Annotated in this window: 13 protein-coding genes; 7 read left to right on the plus strand and 6 right to left on the minus strand. The window is 72.6% G+C overall.

Annotated elements, in window-relative coordinates:
• Nucleotides 1–77 precede the first annotated feature (77 nt).
• Nucleotides 78–1295 (minus strand): trypsin-like serine peptidase, encoded by a 1218-nt coding sequence (locus ACZ3UD_RS01985; protein ID WP_465581208.1) that lies wholly within the window; start codon nucleotides 1293–1295, stop codon nucleotides 78–80.
• Nucleotides 1296–1766: 471 nt separating this feature from the next.
• Between ACZ3UD_RS01985 and ACZ3UD_RS01990 the strand changes: the two genes are divergently transcribed.
• From ACZ3UD_RS01990 to ACZ3UD_RS02000, 3 genes are all read left to right on the plus strand, one after another.
• Nucleotides 1767–3374 (plus strand): ABC-F family ATP-binding cassette domain-containing protein, encoded by a 1608-nt coding sequence (locus ACZ3UD_RS01990; protein WP_465581210.1) that lies wholly within the window; start codon nucleotides 1767–1769, stop codon nucleotides 3372–3374.
• A gap of 131 nt (nucleotides 3375–3505) precedes the next feature.
• On the plus strand, nucleotides 3506–3718 hold the full coding sequence (locus ACZ3UD_RS01995) for a hypothetical protein (protein WP_355673825.1): 213 nt from the start codon (nucleotides 3506–3508) through the stop codon (nucleotides 3716–3718).
• Nucleotides 3719–3781: 63 nt separating this feature from the next.
• Nucleotides 3782–4156, plus strand: a complete 375-nt coding sequence (locus ACZ3UD_RS02000; protein ID WP_465581213.1) for a toxin Doc — start codon at nucleotides 3782–3784, stop codon at nucleotides 4154–4156.
• Nucleotides 4157–4192: 36 nt separating this feature from the next.
• Here ACZ3UD_RS02000 and ACZ3UD_RS02005 read toward each other — a convergent pair whose 3' ends face one another.
• The 5 genes from ACZ3UD_RS02005 to ACZ3UD_RS02025 all read right to left on the minus strand — a co-directional run bounded on the left by ACZ3UD_RS02005 (nucleotide 4193) and on the right by ACZ3UD_RS02025 (nucleotide 8645).
• Nucleotides 4193–4840, minus strand: coding sequence for a Pr6Pr family membrane protein (locus ACZ3UD_RS02005; RefSeq protein ID WP_465581216.1), 648 nt, complete (start codon nucleotides 4838–4840; stop codon nucleotides 4193–4195).
• Nucleotides 4841–4972: 132 nt separating this feature from the next.
• A complete protein-coding gene (locus ACZ3UD_RS02010) occupies nucleotides 4973–5659 on the minus strand; it encodes a response regulator (protein ID WP_465581218.1) in 687 nt (228 codons plus the stop codon).
• Nucleotides 5656–6918, minus strand: coding sequence for a histidine kinase (locus tag ACZ3UD_RS02015; protein WP_465581220.1), 1263 nt, complete (start codon nucleotides 6916–6918; stop codon nucleotides 5656–5658). The genes ACZ3UD_RS02010 and ACZ3UD_RS02015 overlap by 4 nt, the downstream gene beginning before the upstream one ends.
• A gap of 40 nt (nucleotides 6919–6958) precedes the next feature.
• Nucleotides 6959–8020, minus strand: a complete 1062-nt coding sequence (locus ACZ3UD_RS02020; protein ID WP_465581222.1) for a hypothetical protein — start codon at nucleotides 8018–8020, stop codon at nucleotides 6959–6961.
• Between the two features lie 82 nt (nucleotides 8021–8102).
• The gene (locus tag ACZ3UD_RS02025) at nucleotides 8103–8645 is read right to left on the minus strand and encodes a GNAT family N-acetyltransferase (RefSeq protein ID WP_465581224.1); all 543 of its coding nucleotides are present in this window, start codon (nucleotides 8643–8645) and stop codon (nucleotides 8103–8105) included.
• A 273-nt stretch (nucleotides 8646–8918) separates the two neighbouring features.
• Here ACZ3UD_RS02025 and ACZ3UD_RS02030 point away from each other — a divergent pair, with 273 nt between their 5' ends.
• The 4 genes from ACZ3UD_RS02030 to ACZ3UD_RS02045 all read left to right on the plus strand — a co-directional run bounded on the left by ACZ3UD_RS02030 (nucleotide 8919) and on the right by ACZ3UD_RS02045 (nucleotide 14796).
• Nucleotides 8919–10103, plus strand: a complete 1185-nt coding sequence (locus ACZ3UD_RS02030) for a CaiB/BaiF CoA transferase family protein (RefSeq protein WP_465581226.1) — start codon at nucleotides 8919–8921, stop codon at nucleotides 10101–10103.
• Nucleotides 10104–10105: 2 nt separating this feature from the next.
• On the plus strand, nucleotides 10106–11248 hold the full coding sequence (locus tag ACZ3UD_RS02035) for an acyl-CoA dehydrogenase family protein (protein WP_465581228.1): 1143 nt from the start codon (nucleotides 10106–10108) through the stop codon (nucleotides 11246–11248).
• An 88-nt stretch (nucleotides 11249–11336) separates the two neighbouring features.
• Complete coding sequence (locus tag ACZ3UD_RS02040) at nucleotides 11337–12551, plus strand: acetyl-CoA C-acetyltransferase (RefSeq protein ID WP_387619919.1); 1215 nt, start codon at nucleotides 11337–11339, stop codon at nucleotides 12549–12551.
• A gap of 37 nt (nucleotides 12552–12588) precedes the next feature.
• Entirely contained in the window at nucleotides 12589–14796 is a 2208-nt protein-coding gene (locus tag ACZ3UD_RS02045) for a 3-hydroxyacyl-CoA dehydrogenase NAD-binding domain-containing protein (RefSeq protein WP_465581231.1), read from the plus strand.
• Nucleotides 14797–14809 lie beyond the last annotated feature (13 nt).

Here is a 14809-nt window from a genome sequence, read left to right on the forward strand (position 1 = left end):
GGCCCGGGGGCCGCGGCTGCGTTCCAGCAGCCGCGGCCCCCGGGGCCGATCACTCAGCGGGTCGCCGGTTCAGCGGCTCACTTGGCCTTCTTGGAGAAGTAGTCGAACATGTGCGCCGCGACGTCCTCCAGGTACGGGCCGGCCTCGTAGGTGTTGGCGCCGTTGCCGATGGAGGTGTCGCTGACCAGGGCCGGCTTGCCGTCCTTGGTGGCGTACCAGCCGCCGCCGCTGCTGCCGCCGGTCATGTTGCAGCCGATCATCAGCATCGCCGGGCGGTCCGGGACGCCGGCCTTCGCGGCCGGCTTGCCGCCGTCGCAGTGCTCCAGCTCGACGCCGTCGAAGGGCTTGCCCTCCGGGAAGCCGTAGTTGGAGACGGCGGACAGCTGGTCACGCGGGGCGTTGAACCACAGCGGCACCGAGCCGCCGACGGTCTCCTCCAGCGACTTGCCGTTCGGGTCGGGGTTGGCGACCTTGATGATGCCGAAGTCGTACTGGCTCCACGGGCCGCCGTGCTCCGGGTCGGCCTCGGCGGTCCACTGCGGCGAGACCATGCCGGCGGTGGCGCCCCACTCGCCGTACGGCTCGGCGTCCTCCAGCTTGGACTTCTGCTTGTTGCCGTTGCTCAGCACGCCGTTGCTGTTGAAGGCCGGGGCGAAGGTGATGTCGGTGTAGTACTTGTTGCCCTTGCCGCCGTGCAGGCAGTGGCTCGCGGTCCACACCAGGTTGCTCTTGCCGGGGTTGGCCGGGTCGGAGACGACGGTGCCGGAGCACACGTAGTCGTCGTTGCCGTCCTTGAAGAAGATCTTGCCGTTGACGTGCATGTTCTTCGGGAACGGGTGCGCCACGGGCTTCGCCGGGACCATGGCGGGCAGCTGGTCCGGCCCGGTCGGCGGCTGGGCGGCGGTGGGCTGGGCCGGGGCGGCGCCGGTCGGCGCCGCGGTCGGCTGGGCCGGCGCCTGCGTCGGGCCCTGAGTGGGCGCCTGCGGCAGCGGCTTGGGCTTGGCGTTCAGGAGCTTCTGCAGGGTCCAGTAGCCCTTGGCCGCCGGGGTGATGACGTTCGCCTGGGCCCACTTGTCCCAGTCCTCGAGCTTCCAGGTCTTCAGCTCTTCGAGCGTCGGAAGCTTGATCGGGGCCGCGCCCGGCTTGCCGGAGGCGCTGGCCGCGACGCTGGGAGCCGCGGTCTCGGCTCCGGCCGGGTCGCTGTTGTCCGGCCCGCAGCCGGTGGCGACCACCATGGTCAGCGCGGCGACGGAGGCGCCCAGGACAGCACGGCTCGACCGGGATATCGGTGACATGAGTTCAATTCCCCCTGTTGACTACCGCCATACGGCCCGTTCCGCGGGTGCGGCCCCGGGGGCCGCAGGTACGGCAGGTGAGGAGTCTGCCATGCGGATAAGGAACTCCTTACATCCGCCCCCGGCCGGTACGGGGCTGTCACCGGATCGGCACCGGATCGGCACCTGTCCTCCGTCCGGGGCGCGGAAACCGGGGCCGGGGTAAATGGGTTGCACGCGTCCGTCGACCTCCCTACCGTGGAGCACGTCATCAGCCAGACAAGGAGAAGGCCGTTGCTCTACTGAGGTCCCGGGACACCGCCCCGCCGCGCAGGCTCTGCTGCCGTAGCGCGGTGTGCGAGTGTGCGACCTCAGTCACGGCCCCGTGGCGCTTTGCCGCGCTCCCTGTCCTCAGGCCGTTCCGGTTCCGCACCCGCGGTGTCTCCCCGTGTTGCTCACCACCCCTTTCAGCAACCATCCGGGAGGCCCTACATGGCACAACCCACCACCGCCGTCCTCTGCACCGACCTCACGTTCGAGTGGCCCGACGGCAAGCCCGTCCTGGACGGCTTCCACCTCGCCGTCGGCCCCGGCCGCACCGGACTGATCGGGCTCAACGGCGCCGGCAAGTCCACCCTGTTGCGGCTGATCGCCGGCGACCTCACCCCCACCGGCGGCACCGTCCGGGTCGAGGGCGAACTCGGCTACCTGCCCCAGGGCTTGACGCTCGACACCGGGCTGCGGGTCGACGAGGCGCTCGGCATCCGGGCCGCCCGCGAGGCCCTGCACGCCATCGAGTCCGGCGACACCGACCAGCGGCACTTCGACGCCGTCGGCGAGGACTGGGACGTCGAGGAGCGCGCCCGCGCCACCCTCGACCGGCTCGGCCTGCACGGCCTCGGCCTCGACCGCACCACCGGTGAACTCTCCGGCGGCGAGGCGGTGTTGCTGCGGCTCGCCGCCCTGCTGCTGCGTCGCCCCGACGTCCTGCTGCTCGACGAGCCCACCAACAACCTCGACCGGGCCGCCCGCGAGCGGCTCTACGAGACGGTGGCCGGCTGGAACGGCGTCATGCTGATCGTCAGCCATGACCGCGAGCTGCTCCAGTACGTCGACCAGATCGCCGACCTTCGGGGCGGCGAAGTCACCTGGTACGGCGGTAACTTCGCCGAGTACGAGCGCACCCTCGCCGCCCAGCAGGAGACGGCCGAGCGGCTGCTGCGCAACGCCGAGGCCGACGTCCAGCGCCAGAAGCGGGACTTGGTGGACGCCCGCACCAAGCTGGAGCGCAGCGCCAGTTACGGCAAGAAGCGCTCGGTCACCCGTAACGACCCGCACATCTTCGCCGGGATGCTCAAGCGCAAGGGCCAGGAGACGGCGGGCCGGCTGACCGGCATGCACACCGAGCGACTGGAGGAGGCCAAACAGCGGCTCACCGCCGCCGAGGAGGCCGTGCGCGACGACGCCGAGATCCGGATCGACCTGCCGCGTACCGCCGTGCCGGCCGGGCGCACCGTGCTCACCCTGCAGAAGGTCAGGCTGCCCTGCGGCGCCACCGCCGACCTCGACCTGCGCGGCCCCGAGCGGATCGCACTGGTCGGGCGCAACGGCTCCGGCAAGACCACCCTGCTGCGCACCATCGCGGGCGAACTCGCCCCGCTGGAGGGAGAGATCACCACCCCGGTCTCCTCGCGCTACCTGCCGCAGCGGCTCGACCTGCTGGACGACGAACTGACCGTCGCGCAGAACGTCAAGCTGTTCGCCCCGGCCGCCGGGGACAACGCGATCCGCGCCCGGCTCGCCCGCTTCCTGTTCCGCGGCGCCCGGGCGGACCAGCCGGCCGGCACCCTGTCCGGCGGCGAGCGGTTCCGGGCGACGCTGGCCGCCCTGCTGCTGGCCGACCCGCCGCCGCAGCTGCTGCTGCTCGACGAGCCGACCAACAACCTGGACCTCGCCAGCGTCCGCCAGCTCACCCAGGCACTGGCCGCCTACCAGGGCGCGCTGATCGTGGTCAGCCACGACCTGCCGTTCCTGCGCGGTCTGGGGCTGACCAGGTGGCTGGAGCTGGACGGCGAACTGACGGGGGTGGATCCGATGTAGCGGGGTGTGGCGCGGGCGCCGGTGCGGCGGTCGGCGTCGCACCCGGCGCGGGCGCCGGTGGGGCGGTCAGTTGGGCAGGGCCACCTCTCGCCCTGGTCCCAACTTCCGTACGCTGCAGTACCATCGGTGACATGCCAGCGCTCAACATCGAGTACACGGAGCACGAACTCGCTGCGATCCGCGAGGCCGCCGCCGCGGACGGCAAGAGCGTGAAGGCGTACGTCCACGACCTGAGCGTGCGGGAGCAGCAGCGCCGGGTGTTCGTGGACCACGCCGTGGCGTTCTGGAAGGCGCACCAGGCGGAGTTCGACGCCGCGTTCCCGGAGGACGCGCCCGCCGCGTGAGGGGGGCGGCGCGGTGTCGGGACCTGGCTCGGTGAGGGTCGGAGCGCGGTGAGGGACGAGGGCGTGACACTCCTGCACGTCGACCTGCGCTGGCTGCTCGACGTGCAGGAACTGGCCTCCCCGGAGGACCTCAGCGTGCGGGACTACTCGGCGCTGCAGGCCGCCGTGGCCCGGCACCGGGTGAACACCGCCCAGCTCGGCCACGACGCCGACCCCGCCTGGTGCGCGGCCACCCTGATGCACACCATCGTGCTGCTGCGCCCGCTCCCGGTGCGCAACAACCTGTACGCCTGCATGACGACGGCCGCGTACATGCACGCGGCCGGGGAGGGGATCGACCCGCCGTACGGGGCGCTGGTCGAGCTGGCCCGCGACATCGCCGACGGTCGGGCGGACGTGTACGCGGCGGCCGACCGGATCCGCGCCTGGCGGATCTGAGGTCCTGGGCCTGTCCGGGGCCGGCCGCCGCGGTTCTCATGCCCTCGCGGGCCTGAGCCTGGCCGCGACCAGGGTGCCCAGCCGGTCCAGCCCGACGACGAGTGCGGCGAGCACGACGAACTCGACGGTCAGCTGGGCGATCTGGCCCCAGACGTAGCCGTAGCCCTTGGTGGTCGGGTCGAAGAAGAAGTACGGGTACGGCGTCGGGAAGTCGGCGAACAGCGCGTTGCGGGCGAGCACGATCGCCGCGTAGCCGAGCGGGAAGGCCAGCCAGAGCGGGATGTCCTTCCAGGCCGCCGCGTTGCGGGGCTTCAGCAGCAGCCAGTCGACGAGCACCATCACCGGCGTCACGTAGTGCAGGAAGAAGGACGACCAGTGCGCCAGCCGGTCCGGCCCGCCGACCAGCCCGGGCAGCGGGTTGGCGCCGTGCTGGAGCAGGATGTGCGAGACCAGCCCGGTGATCAGGATGTACAGCGTGGCGGCGCCGCGCAGCCGGGGCGCGGGCGCGTCCACGGTGTCGCGCTCGACCATCCAGTACACCGCGCCGATGAAGTAGCCGAGCACGATCACGTTGCTCTGCACGGTGAAGTACACCAGCGACGCCGCCCCGAGGGACAGGCCGAGGCCCGCCGAGAGCACGATGCCCATGCGCCACCACAGCGCGGGGCTGGTCCGGACTGTCATGCGGCCACCAGTTCGTTCCAGGCGATACGGGAGGTATCGGACGGCTAAGGGGAATGCCGAACTCTACTTGCTGGTAGCGGGCGGACGGAACCTCCGTGCGCGCCGGTGCCCGTACGAACGCCTCCCCGGGGCTCACCCGGGCAGCACGAACCCCGACTCGTACGCCGCGATCACCGCCTGGGTGCGGTCCCGGGCGCCCAACTTGGCCAGCACGCTGCCGACGTGCGTCTTCACCGTCTCCTGGCTCACCACCAGCTGCCGGGCGATCTCGCCGTTGTTGAGCCCGGAGGCCATCAGTCGCAGCACCTGCCCCTCCCGCTCGGTCAGCCGCCCGATCGGTCCCCGGTCCACGGAGGCGGCGTCCCGGCGGTCGTCCGCGCCGTGGCGCAGCGCGAGTTCGCGCACGGCCGCCGGGAACAGCAGCGAGTCCCCGCGCGCGACCAGCCGCACCGCCTGGACCATCTCCTCCGCCCGCGCCCGCTTCAGCAGGAACCCGGTCGCGCCCGCCCGCAGCGCGTCGTACACGTGGTCGTCGTGCTCGAAGGTGGTGACCACCAGGATCCTCGGCGGCTCGGCCATCCCGCCGACCAGCTGCTCGGTGGCCCGGATCCCGTTGATGCCGGGCATCCGGACGTCCATCAGCACCACGTCCGGGCGCAGCTCGCGCACCAGCGGGACGACCTCGGCGCCGTCGGAGGCCTCGCCGACCACAGTGAGGTCCGGTTCGGCGTCGATCACCACCCGCAGGCCCATCCGGACCAGCCGCTCGTCGTCCGCGATCACCACGCGGATGGTCCCGGTACCGGTGTTCTCGTTCACGGTGTCCCTCCCACTGGCAGCCAGACGGCCAGCCGCCACGTCGTTCCGTCCTCGCTCGGCCCCGCCGTGCTCCCGCCGCGCAGGGCCGTGGCGCGTTCCCCGATCCCGCGCAGCCCGCGCCCGCCGCCGGGGCGGCTGGGGCGGGCGGGGCCGAGCGGGTTGGTCAGTTCGATCTCCAGCCGGCGCGCGCCGAGCGCGACCCGCAGCCCGGCCGGGGCGGGCCCGGCGTGCCGCAGCACATTGGTCAGGCCCTCCTGCACGATCCGGTACGCCTCGCGGGAGACCTCGGCGGGCAGCGCGGTCAGGCCCTGGTCCAGCTCGGCGTCCACCGTCACGCCGGTGCGGGCGAGTTGGCGCAGCAGGTCGTCGAGCTCGGCGAGCGTGGGCCCGGCCGGTCCGGCGGTGGCCTCCTCCTCGCGCAGCAGCCCGAGCACGGTGTCCAGTTCGGCGACGGCCCCCCGCGCGGTCTCCTCGATCGCCCGCAGCGCCTCGGCGGCGAAGTCCGGGTCGGTGCGCAGCACCCGGGCCGCCGCCGAGGCCTGGATGCCGACCGCGCTGAGCGCGTGCCCGACCGAGTCGTGCAGCTCGCGGGCCAGCCGGTTGCGCTGGGCGAGCACGGTGGCCCGCCGCTCGGCGGCGGCCAGCCGCTCCTCCGGGGTGGGCCCGAGCAGGGCGGGCGCCCAGCGGGCGAGCAGCGCGCCGCAGGCCGCGCTGGTGCCGACGACGAGCAGCAGGACGGCGAGGCCCAGCGCCGGGCCGGTGAGCATCCAGCCGGGGAAACGGTCCTCCCAGTACCGGCCGAGGTCCTCGGACCCGCCGAGGCTCATCAGCAGCACGATCGAGAACGGCACCCCGGCGAGCGTCATCCCGGCGACCACCCCGCCGCAGAACAGGTGCAGTACGAACCAGACCGCGGTGCGCCACCTCGCCCCCCACGACCGGGCCGGCCCGGTGGCCAGCTCCTCCGGCCGTGCCACCACGCACAGCGCCCGCGCGGCCGCGCCCTCCAGTCCCCGGACGGTCGGCACCAGCGCGGTGACGGCGGCCATCGGCAGCGAGGTGAACAGCGCGAGCAGTTGCAGCAGAACCTGCCACAGGTGTCCCTGGTCGGGGTTGAGCGCCCCGAGCCCCACCACCGACAGCAGCCAGTACGGCATCAGCAGCGCGCCGCCCAGCACCAGATGCACCCAGCGCAGCCGGGCCCGCCGCCCGAGCAGCGCCTCCACCACCGACCGCAGCCGACCGCCCCCCGTGTTCACCCGGGTGACTCTACGTCAGCGAACGCCCGCCCGGTCGGCGTCACCTGGCCGCCCGTTCACTCGACGGCGCCGGCTCCCCGTCCGCCGCCCGTTCACTCGACGGCGCCGGCTCCCCGTCCGCCGCCCGTTCGCCCGGCGGCGTCGGCGCCTGGGCGGCGGCCCGTTCACACAGGGCCATCGCGCCCACGGTCAGCACCAGCACCGCGGCCACCACCTGTCCGGCCTGCACCAGGGGCATCAGTCCGGGCACCGCCGTCCGCAGCTCGGTCACCCTGGTCGTCGTCGCGCCGAAGGCCACCAACTGCCAGCTGCCCCAGCCGAACAGCGATCCGGCCGCCGTCCACGCCACCAGCAGCGGACCGCGCAACCGCCCGCCCGGCCGGACGCGGAACACCAGCACCAGCAGCGCCGCGGGCGCGGCCACCGCCATCACCGCGGCCACCGCGTCCATCACCGCCACGCCCCGGGGGTGCTCCTCCGCCATCGCGATCGGCATCCCGGCCGAGCCGCCCGCCGCCCAGTACACCCGGGCCGCCGCGACGCCGAGGCCGAGCAGCGCCGCGACGCAGCCGAGGCCGCGCTGCACGGCCAGGGTGGGGGAGCGCGGCAGATCGCCGATCCGCGCCCGCAGCAGGTCGGCCCAGCGCCTACGCGCGTACAGCACGAAAGCGGTGATCAGCGCCAGCCCCTGCACGGTGAACCCGCCGTACACCACGAGGAACACCCAGTCGGTGATGCCGGTGTCGGTGCTCTGCCCGCTGCTGCGCTCCGGCCCCAGCACCAGGATGCTCGACAGGTACAGCGGCAGCGCGACCAGGATGGTGCCGAGCAGTCCGGTCGCCACCCACATCGGGAACGCCACCAGCCCGGCCGGCACCCGCCGCCCCCACGGCCGTACGAACGCCAGCGCCAGGGCCACGGCGATGGCGTCCATCCCGACGGTCAGCAGGTTCAGCAGCCACAGCCGGTCCAGTTCTCCGGGATCGTCCGACCCCACCGGACACCCGGTCAGCCACAGCACCTTGAGCGTCAGGTACGGTACCGTCGCCGCCACCGCTGTCCAGGCCGCTCCGGCCCGTACCGCGTCTTCATCGATCCTCATGACTCCACGGTCGCCCCGCGTCCCGGGCCGCCGCCTCAGCCCGGCGCCCGATCCCCCTCCCCCCGGCGGGGGATCCTCGGGCTCACGCCATCCGGTGGATCAGCCGCTCCTCGTGGTCGACCCGCCCGTCCGGGTCCGCCACCAGCCCGAGCCGCTCCGCGAGCCGCCGCGAGGGCAGATTGTCCGCCCGGATCAGCGCGATCACCGGAATCCCCGGGAACCGCGGCAGCGCCTCCGCCATCGCCGCCCGTGCCGCCTCCGCGGCGTATCCCTTGCCCCACGCGGAGGGCCGGAACCGGTAGTACAGGTTGAACACCTGCTCCCCGTCCAGCGTGTGCAGATACAGCCCGGCGAACCCGATGATCACCTCCGGCTCCTCCCGCGTCGCCACCGCGCAGTACCCCACTCCGTCCCGCGGCCAGTCCGCCACGAACCCGTCCAGCATCTCCTGCGCCTGCGCGATGTCCCGCTGCGGTCCGTGCGGGTTGTACCGGTTGGTCTCCGGATCCCCGTGGATGGCGAACATCGCCTCCACGTCGCCCTCCTGCGGCCGCGTCAGCACCAGCCGCTCGGAGACGGCGACGATCGTGCGGGCGGTGGTGGTGGTCCGGTCAATAGTGGTCATGGCACTTCCCCCGTGTCGCTGGTAACAGATCAATTGCACCATAGGCCATTACATCGACGCGCGCCCCCCATTTCTCCCGGCTGCGGGATCGGCTCGCACGTCTGCACCCTCCGTGGTGCCGGTCGCGCGGGGAGTTGCCGGGTTCATCGAGGGTTCGCCGCGGGGGAATCGGCGACACCGGGCGAGGGAGGTGGTCTTGTTACCGGCCGGTCGCTTCCCTATCATCGCGAGTGTTACAGCTTTACTGTCAAACCCTGAAGGGGTCTGCGGCCAGTGCGTGACACAGGCAGTCCAGCGGGCGGCGTCGGTGGTCCGGGGCCGTTGGCGGGTGTGCGGGTGGTGGAGCTCGCGGGGATCGGGCCGGGGCCGTTCGCGGCGATGCTGTTGGGGGATCTCGGGGCGGACGTGGTGCGGGTGGACCGGCCGGATCCCTCGCCGCTCGGGACGGATCCGGCGTACGACCTGACCAACCGGAACAAGCGGTCGGTGCTGATCGACCTCAAGTCACCCGAGGGGCCCGGGCGGGTGCTGGAGCTGGTGGAGCGGGCGGATCTGCTGATCGAGGGCTACCGGCCGGGTGTCGCGGAGCGGCTCGGGGTCGGGCCGCAGTCGTGCCTGGCGCGCAATCCGGCACTGGTGTACGGCCGGATGACCGGGTGGGGGCAGCAGGGGCCGCGGGCCGCGACCGCCGGGCACGACCTCGGGTACTCGGCGGTGGCCGGGGTGCTCGGGATGGTCGCGGCGCAGGGAGGGGCGGGCGAGGCGCCGGGGATCCCGGCCAACCTGCTCGGGGACTACGCGGGCGGCTCGCTCTACCTGGTCGTCGGCCTGCTCGCCGGGCTGCACCACGCCCGCGCGACCGGTGCCGGCCAGGTGGTCGACGCCGCGATCGTGGACGGCGCGGCGCACCTGGGCAGCATGCTGTGGGGCCTGCTCGCGGCCGGGCACTGGCAGGACCGCCGGGGCGTGAACCTGCTGGACGGCGGCGCGCCGTTCTACGCGATCTACCGGGCGGCCGACGGCGGACACCTCGCGGTGGGCGCGCTGGAGCCCCGGTTCTACGCCGAGTTCGCCCGGCTGCTGGAGCTGGGCCCGGACGCGCCCGGACAGTACGACCTCGCCCGCTGGCCCGAACTGCGCACCCGGATCGCCGCCCGCTTCGCCACCCGGACCAGGGCCGAGTGGGAGGCCGTCTTCACCGGATCGGACGCCTGCGTGGAACCCGTGCTGACGATGCGCCAGGCGGCGATGGACGGACACCTGGTGGCGCGCGGTACGTACGTCGAGGCGGACGGCGTCACCCAGCCCGCCCCCGCCCCGCGCTTCTCCGCCACCCCCGGCGCGCTGCGCCGCCCGCCGGCCCGGCCGGGCGCCGACACCGCAGAGGTCGCCCGTGACTGGGGCGTGCCGTCCCTCGGCCCGTCGGTCGTCAACTCCGTAGCAGAACAAGGAGCGTAGCGTTGCAGCGCGAGATCTTCACCGAGCAGCACGAGGACTTCCGGGCCACCGTGAAGGCGTTCCTCGCCAAGGAGGTGCTGCCGCACTACGACCGTTGGGAGAAGGCCGGCATCGTCGACCGCTCCGTCTGGCTCGCGGCCGGACGCCAGGGCCTGCTCGGCCTGGCCGTTCCCGAGGAGTACGGCGGTGGCGGCACCCCGGACTTCCGCTACGCCGCCGTGCTGGCCGAGGAGTTCGCCCGGGCCGGTGCGTCCGGGCTGGCGATCGGCCTGCACAACGACATCATCGGCCCCTACCTCACCTCGCTCGCCACCGAGGAGCAGAAGCGCCGCTGGCTGCCCGGCTTCTGCACCGGCGAGCTGATCACCGCGATCGCGATGACCGAGCCGGGCACCGGCTCCGACCTGCAGGGCATCCGCACCCACGCGGTCGACCGGGGCGACCACTACCTGCTCAACGGCGCCAAGACCTTCATCTCCAACGGCATCCTCGCCGACCTGGTGATCGTGGTCGCCCGCACCACCCCCGAGGGCGGTTCGCACGGCCTGAGCCTGCTGGCCGTCGAGCGCGGCATGCCCGGTTTCGAGCGCGGCCGCAACCTCGACAAGATCGGCCAGAAGGCCCAGGACACCGCCGAGTTGTTCTTCGAGGACGTCCGGGTGCCGAAGGAGAACCTGGTCGGCGAGCTCAACGGCGGCTTCATCCACCTGATGCAGAACCTCGCCCAGGAGCGGCTCACCATCGCCGCCGCGGCGATCGCCGGCGCCGAGTACCTGGTCGAGATCACCACCGACTACGTCAAGCAGCGCGAGGCCTTCGGCCGTCCGCTGGCCAAGCTCCAGCACGTGCGCTTCGAGATCGCCGAACTGGCCACCGAGTGCGCGATCACCCGGACCTTCGTCGACCGCTGCATCACCGAGCACAACCGCTACGCGCTCACCCCGGCCGACGCCTCGATGGCCAAGTGGTGGGCCACCGAACTGCAGAAGCGCACCGCCGACCGCTGCCTCCAGCTCCACGGCGGCTACGGCTACATGAGCGAGTTCCCGGTCGCCCGGGCGTTCACCGACGGCCGCATCCAGACCATCTACGGCGGCACCACCGAGATCATGAAGGAGATCGTCGGCCGCTCCATCCTCGGCTGAGCCCCCCAGGAGCCCCCGGAACCCTCGGGAACCCTCGGGAACCCCCGGAACCCTCAGGAACCCCCCTGCCCCGAAAGGCATTTCCATCGTGACCACCGAAGCGTACGTCTACGACGCGATCCGCACCCCGCGCGGCCGCGGCAAGGCCAACGGCTCGCTGCACGGCACCAAGCCGATCGACCTGGTCGTCGGCCTGATCCGTGAACTGCGCAGCCGCTACCCCGAGTTGGACCCGGCCGCGATCGACGACATCGTGCTCGGCGTGGTCAGCCCGATCGGCGACCAGGGCTCCGACATCGCCCGGATCGCCGCCATCGCGGCCGGCCTGCCCGACACGGTGGCCGGCGTCCAGGAGAACCGCTTCTGTGCCTCCGGCCTGGAAGCCGTCAACCTGGCCGCCGCCAAGGTCCGTTCGGGCTGGGAGGACCTGATCCTGGCCGGCGGAGTGGAGTCGATGTCCCGGGTCAAGATGGCCTCCGACGGCGGCGCCTGGTTCGCCGACCCGATGACCGCGTACGACACCAACTTCGCCCCGCAGGGCATCGGCGCCGACCTCATCGCCACCATCGAGGGTTTCTCCCGCACCGACGTGGACGCCTTCGCCGCCGAGTCCCAGGCCCGCGCCGCCAAGGCCCAGGCGGACGGCCTGTTCGACCGCTCGGTGGTCCCGGTGCGCGACCGCAACGGCCTGGTCGTGCTGGAGCGCGACGAGTTCATCCGTCCCGGCACCACCGTCGAGACCCTGGCCGGCCTCAAGCCCTCCTTCGCCCAGATCGGCGAGGCCGGCGGCTTCGACGCCGTCGCGCTGCAGAAGTACCACTGGGTGGAGGCCATCGACCACGTCCACCACGCGGGCAACTCCTCCGGCATCGTGGACGGCGCCGCGCTCGTCGCGATCGGCAACCGTGAGGTCGGCGAACGGTACGGGCTGCGCCCGCGCGCCCGGATCGTCTCCGCCGCCGTCTCCGGCTCCGAGCCCACCATCATGCTCACCGGCCCGGCCCCGGCCACCCGCAAGGCGCTCGCCAAGGCCGGCCTCACCGCCGCCGACATCGACCTGGTCGAGATCAACGAGGCCTTCGCGGCGGTCGCGCTCCGCTTCATCCGCGAACTCGGCTTCCGCCACGACCAGGTGAACGTCAACGGCGGCGCGATCGCCCTCGGCCACCCGCTCGGCGCCACCGGCGCAATGCTGCTCGGCACCGTGATCGACGAGCTGGAGCGGCGCGACCTGCGCTACGGCCTGATCACCCTCTGCGTGGGCGGCGGCATGGGCATCGCCACCGTCGTCGAGCGCGTCTGACCCCCTCCCCAGCAGACCGGTAGACCTGGAGAACTTGATGAGCGACACCACCACCATCCGCTGGGAGCAGGACCAGGACGGCGTGGTCACCCTCGTCCTCGACGACCCCACCCAGTCCGTCAACACCATGAACGAGGCCTTCACCGCCGACTTCGAGGCCGTGGTCGGGCGGCTGGCCGGGCTCGGGGACGCCCTGCGCGGCGTGGTGATCACCTCCGGCAAGAAGACCTTCTTCGCCGGGGGAGACCTGCGGATGCTCTCCGCCACCCAACCCGGGGACGCCGAGGCCGTCTTCGAGAAGTCCATGCGGATCAAGCGCTCGCTGCGCACCCTGGAGACCCTCGGCAAGCCCGTCGTCGCCGCTGTCAACGGCAGCGCGCTCGGCGGCGGCCTGGAGATCGCCCTCGCCTGCCACCACCGGATCGCGCTGGACACCCCGGCCAGCCGGATCGGCCTGCCCGAGGTCACCCTCGGCCTGCTGCCGGGCGGCGGCGGAGTGGTCCGTACGGTACGGCTGTTCGGCATCACCGACGCCCTGCTGAAGTTCCTGCTGCAGGGCCGCCAGTACCGCCCGGCGCAGGCGCTGGAGCACGGTCTGGTGCACGAACTGGTCGACACCCCCGAAGAGTTGGCCGCCCGTGCGAAGGCCTGGATCGAGGCCAACCCGACCGCGGTCCAGCCCTGGGACGTCAAGGGCTACAAGATCCCCGGCGGCACCCCGGCCACCCCCGCCTTCGCCGCCAACCTGCCCGCCTTCCCGGCCAACCTGCGCAAGCAGCTGAACGGCGCGCCCTACCCGGCCCCGCGCAACGTGCTGGCCGCCGCGGTGGAGAGCAGCCAGGTCGACGTCGACACCGCGATGGTGATCGAGGCCCGCTACTTCACCGAGCTGGCCTGCGGGCAGACCAGCAAGAACATGATCCAGGCGCTGTTCTTCGACATGCAGGCGGTCAACTCCGGTGCCGGGCGCCCCAAGGAGTTCGAGAAGCGGCTGGTCCGCAAGGTCGCGGTACTCGGCGCCGGGATGATGGGCGCCGGCATCGCCTACGCCTGCGCCAAGGCCGGCATCGAGGTCGTGCTCAAGGACGTGAGTCTGGAGGCCGCCGAGCGCGGAAAGGCCTACTCCGAGGGGCTGCTGAACAAGGCCGTCGCCCGCGGCCGCTCCACCGAGGCCAAGCGCGACGCCCTGCTCGCCCGGATCACCCCCACCGCCGAGGCCGCCGACCTGGCCGGCTGCGACGCGGTGATCGAGGCCGTCTTCGAGAACACCGAGCTCAAGCACAAGGTGTTCCAGGAGATCGAGGGCTTCGTCGCCCCCGACGCGCTGCTCTGCTCCAACACCTCCACCCTGCCGATCGGCCTGCTCGCGGAGGGCGTCCAGCGCACCGGCGACTTCATCGGCCTGCACTTCTTCTCGCCGGTCGACAAGATGCGGCTGGTCGAGATCATCCGTGGCCCGCAGACCGGGGACGAGGCGCTCGCCCGTGCCTTCGACCTGGTCCGGCAGATTGACAAGACCCCGATCGTGGTCAACGACTCCCGAGGCTTCTTCACCTCGCGGGTGATCGGCCAGTTCCTCAACGAGGGCGTCGCGATGGTCGGCGAGGGCATCCACCCGTCCAGCATCGAGCAGGCCGCCGCCCAGGCCGGCTACCCCGCCAAGGTGCTCTCCCTGATGGACGAGCTGACCCTCACCCTGCCGCGCAAGATCCGCGACGAGTACCGGCGCTCGGTGGAGGCCGCAGGCGGCACCTGGACGCCGCACCCGGCGGACGCGGTGGTGGACCGGATGGTCGACGAGTTCGGCCGCCCGGGGCGCAGCGGCGGCGCGGGCTTCTACGAGTACGGCGAGGACGGCAAGCGCGGGCGGCTCTGGCCGGGGCTGCGGGAGCACTTCTCGCGTCCTGGCGGCGGTGCGGCCGACGGCGTTGACGAGGTCGACCAGGTCGAGGTCCCGTTCGAGGACCTCAAGGAGCGGATGCTGTTCAGCGAAGCGCTGGACTCGGTGCGCTGCCTGGAGGAGGGCGTGCTGACCTCGGTCGCCGACGCCAACGTGGGCTCGATCCTGGGTATCGGCTTCCCGGCCTGGACGGGCGGCGTGTTCCAGTACATCAACGGCTACCAGGGCGGCCCGGCCGGCTTCGCGGCCCGCGCCCGCGAACTCGCCGCCGCGTACGGCGAGCGGTTCGCGCCCCCGGCGCTGCTGGAGCGGATCGCGGCGGAGGGGCGGACCTTCACGGACTGATCCGGTCCCCGGT

This window comes from Kitasatospora sp. NPDC023118 (assembly GCF_055560875.1).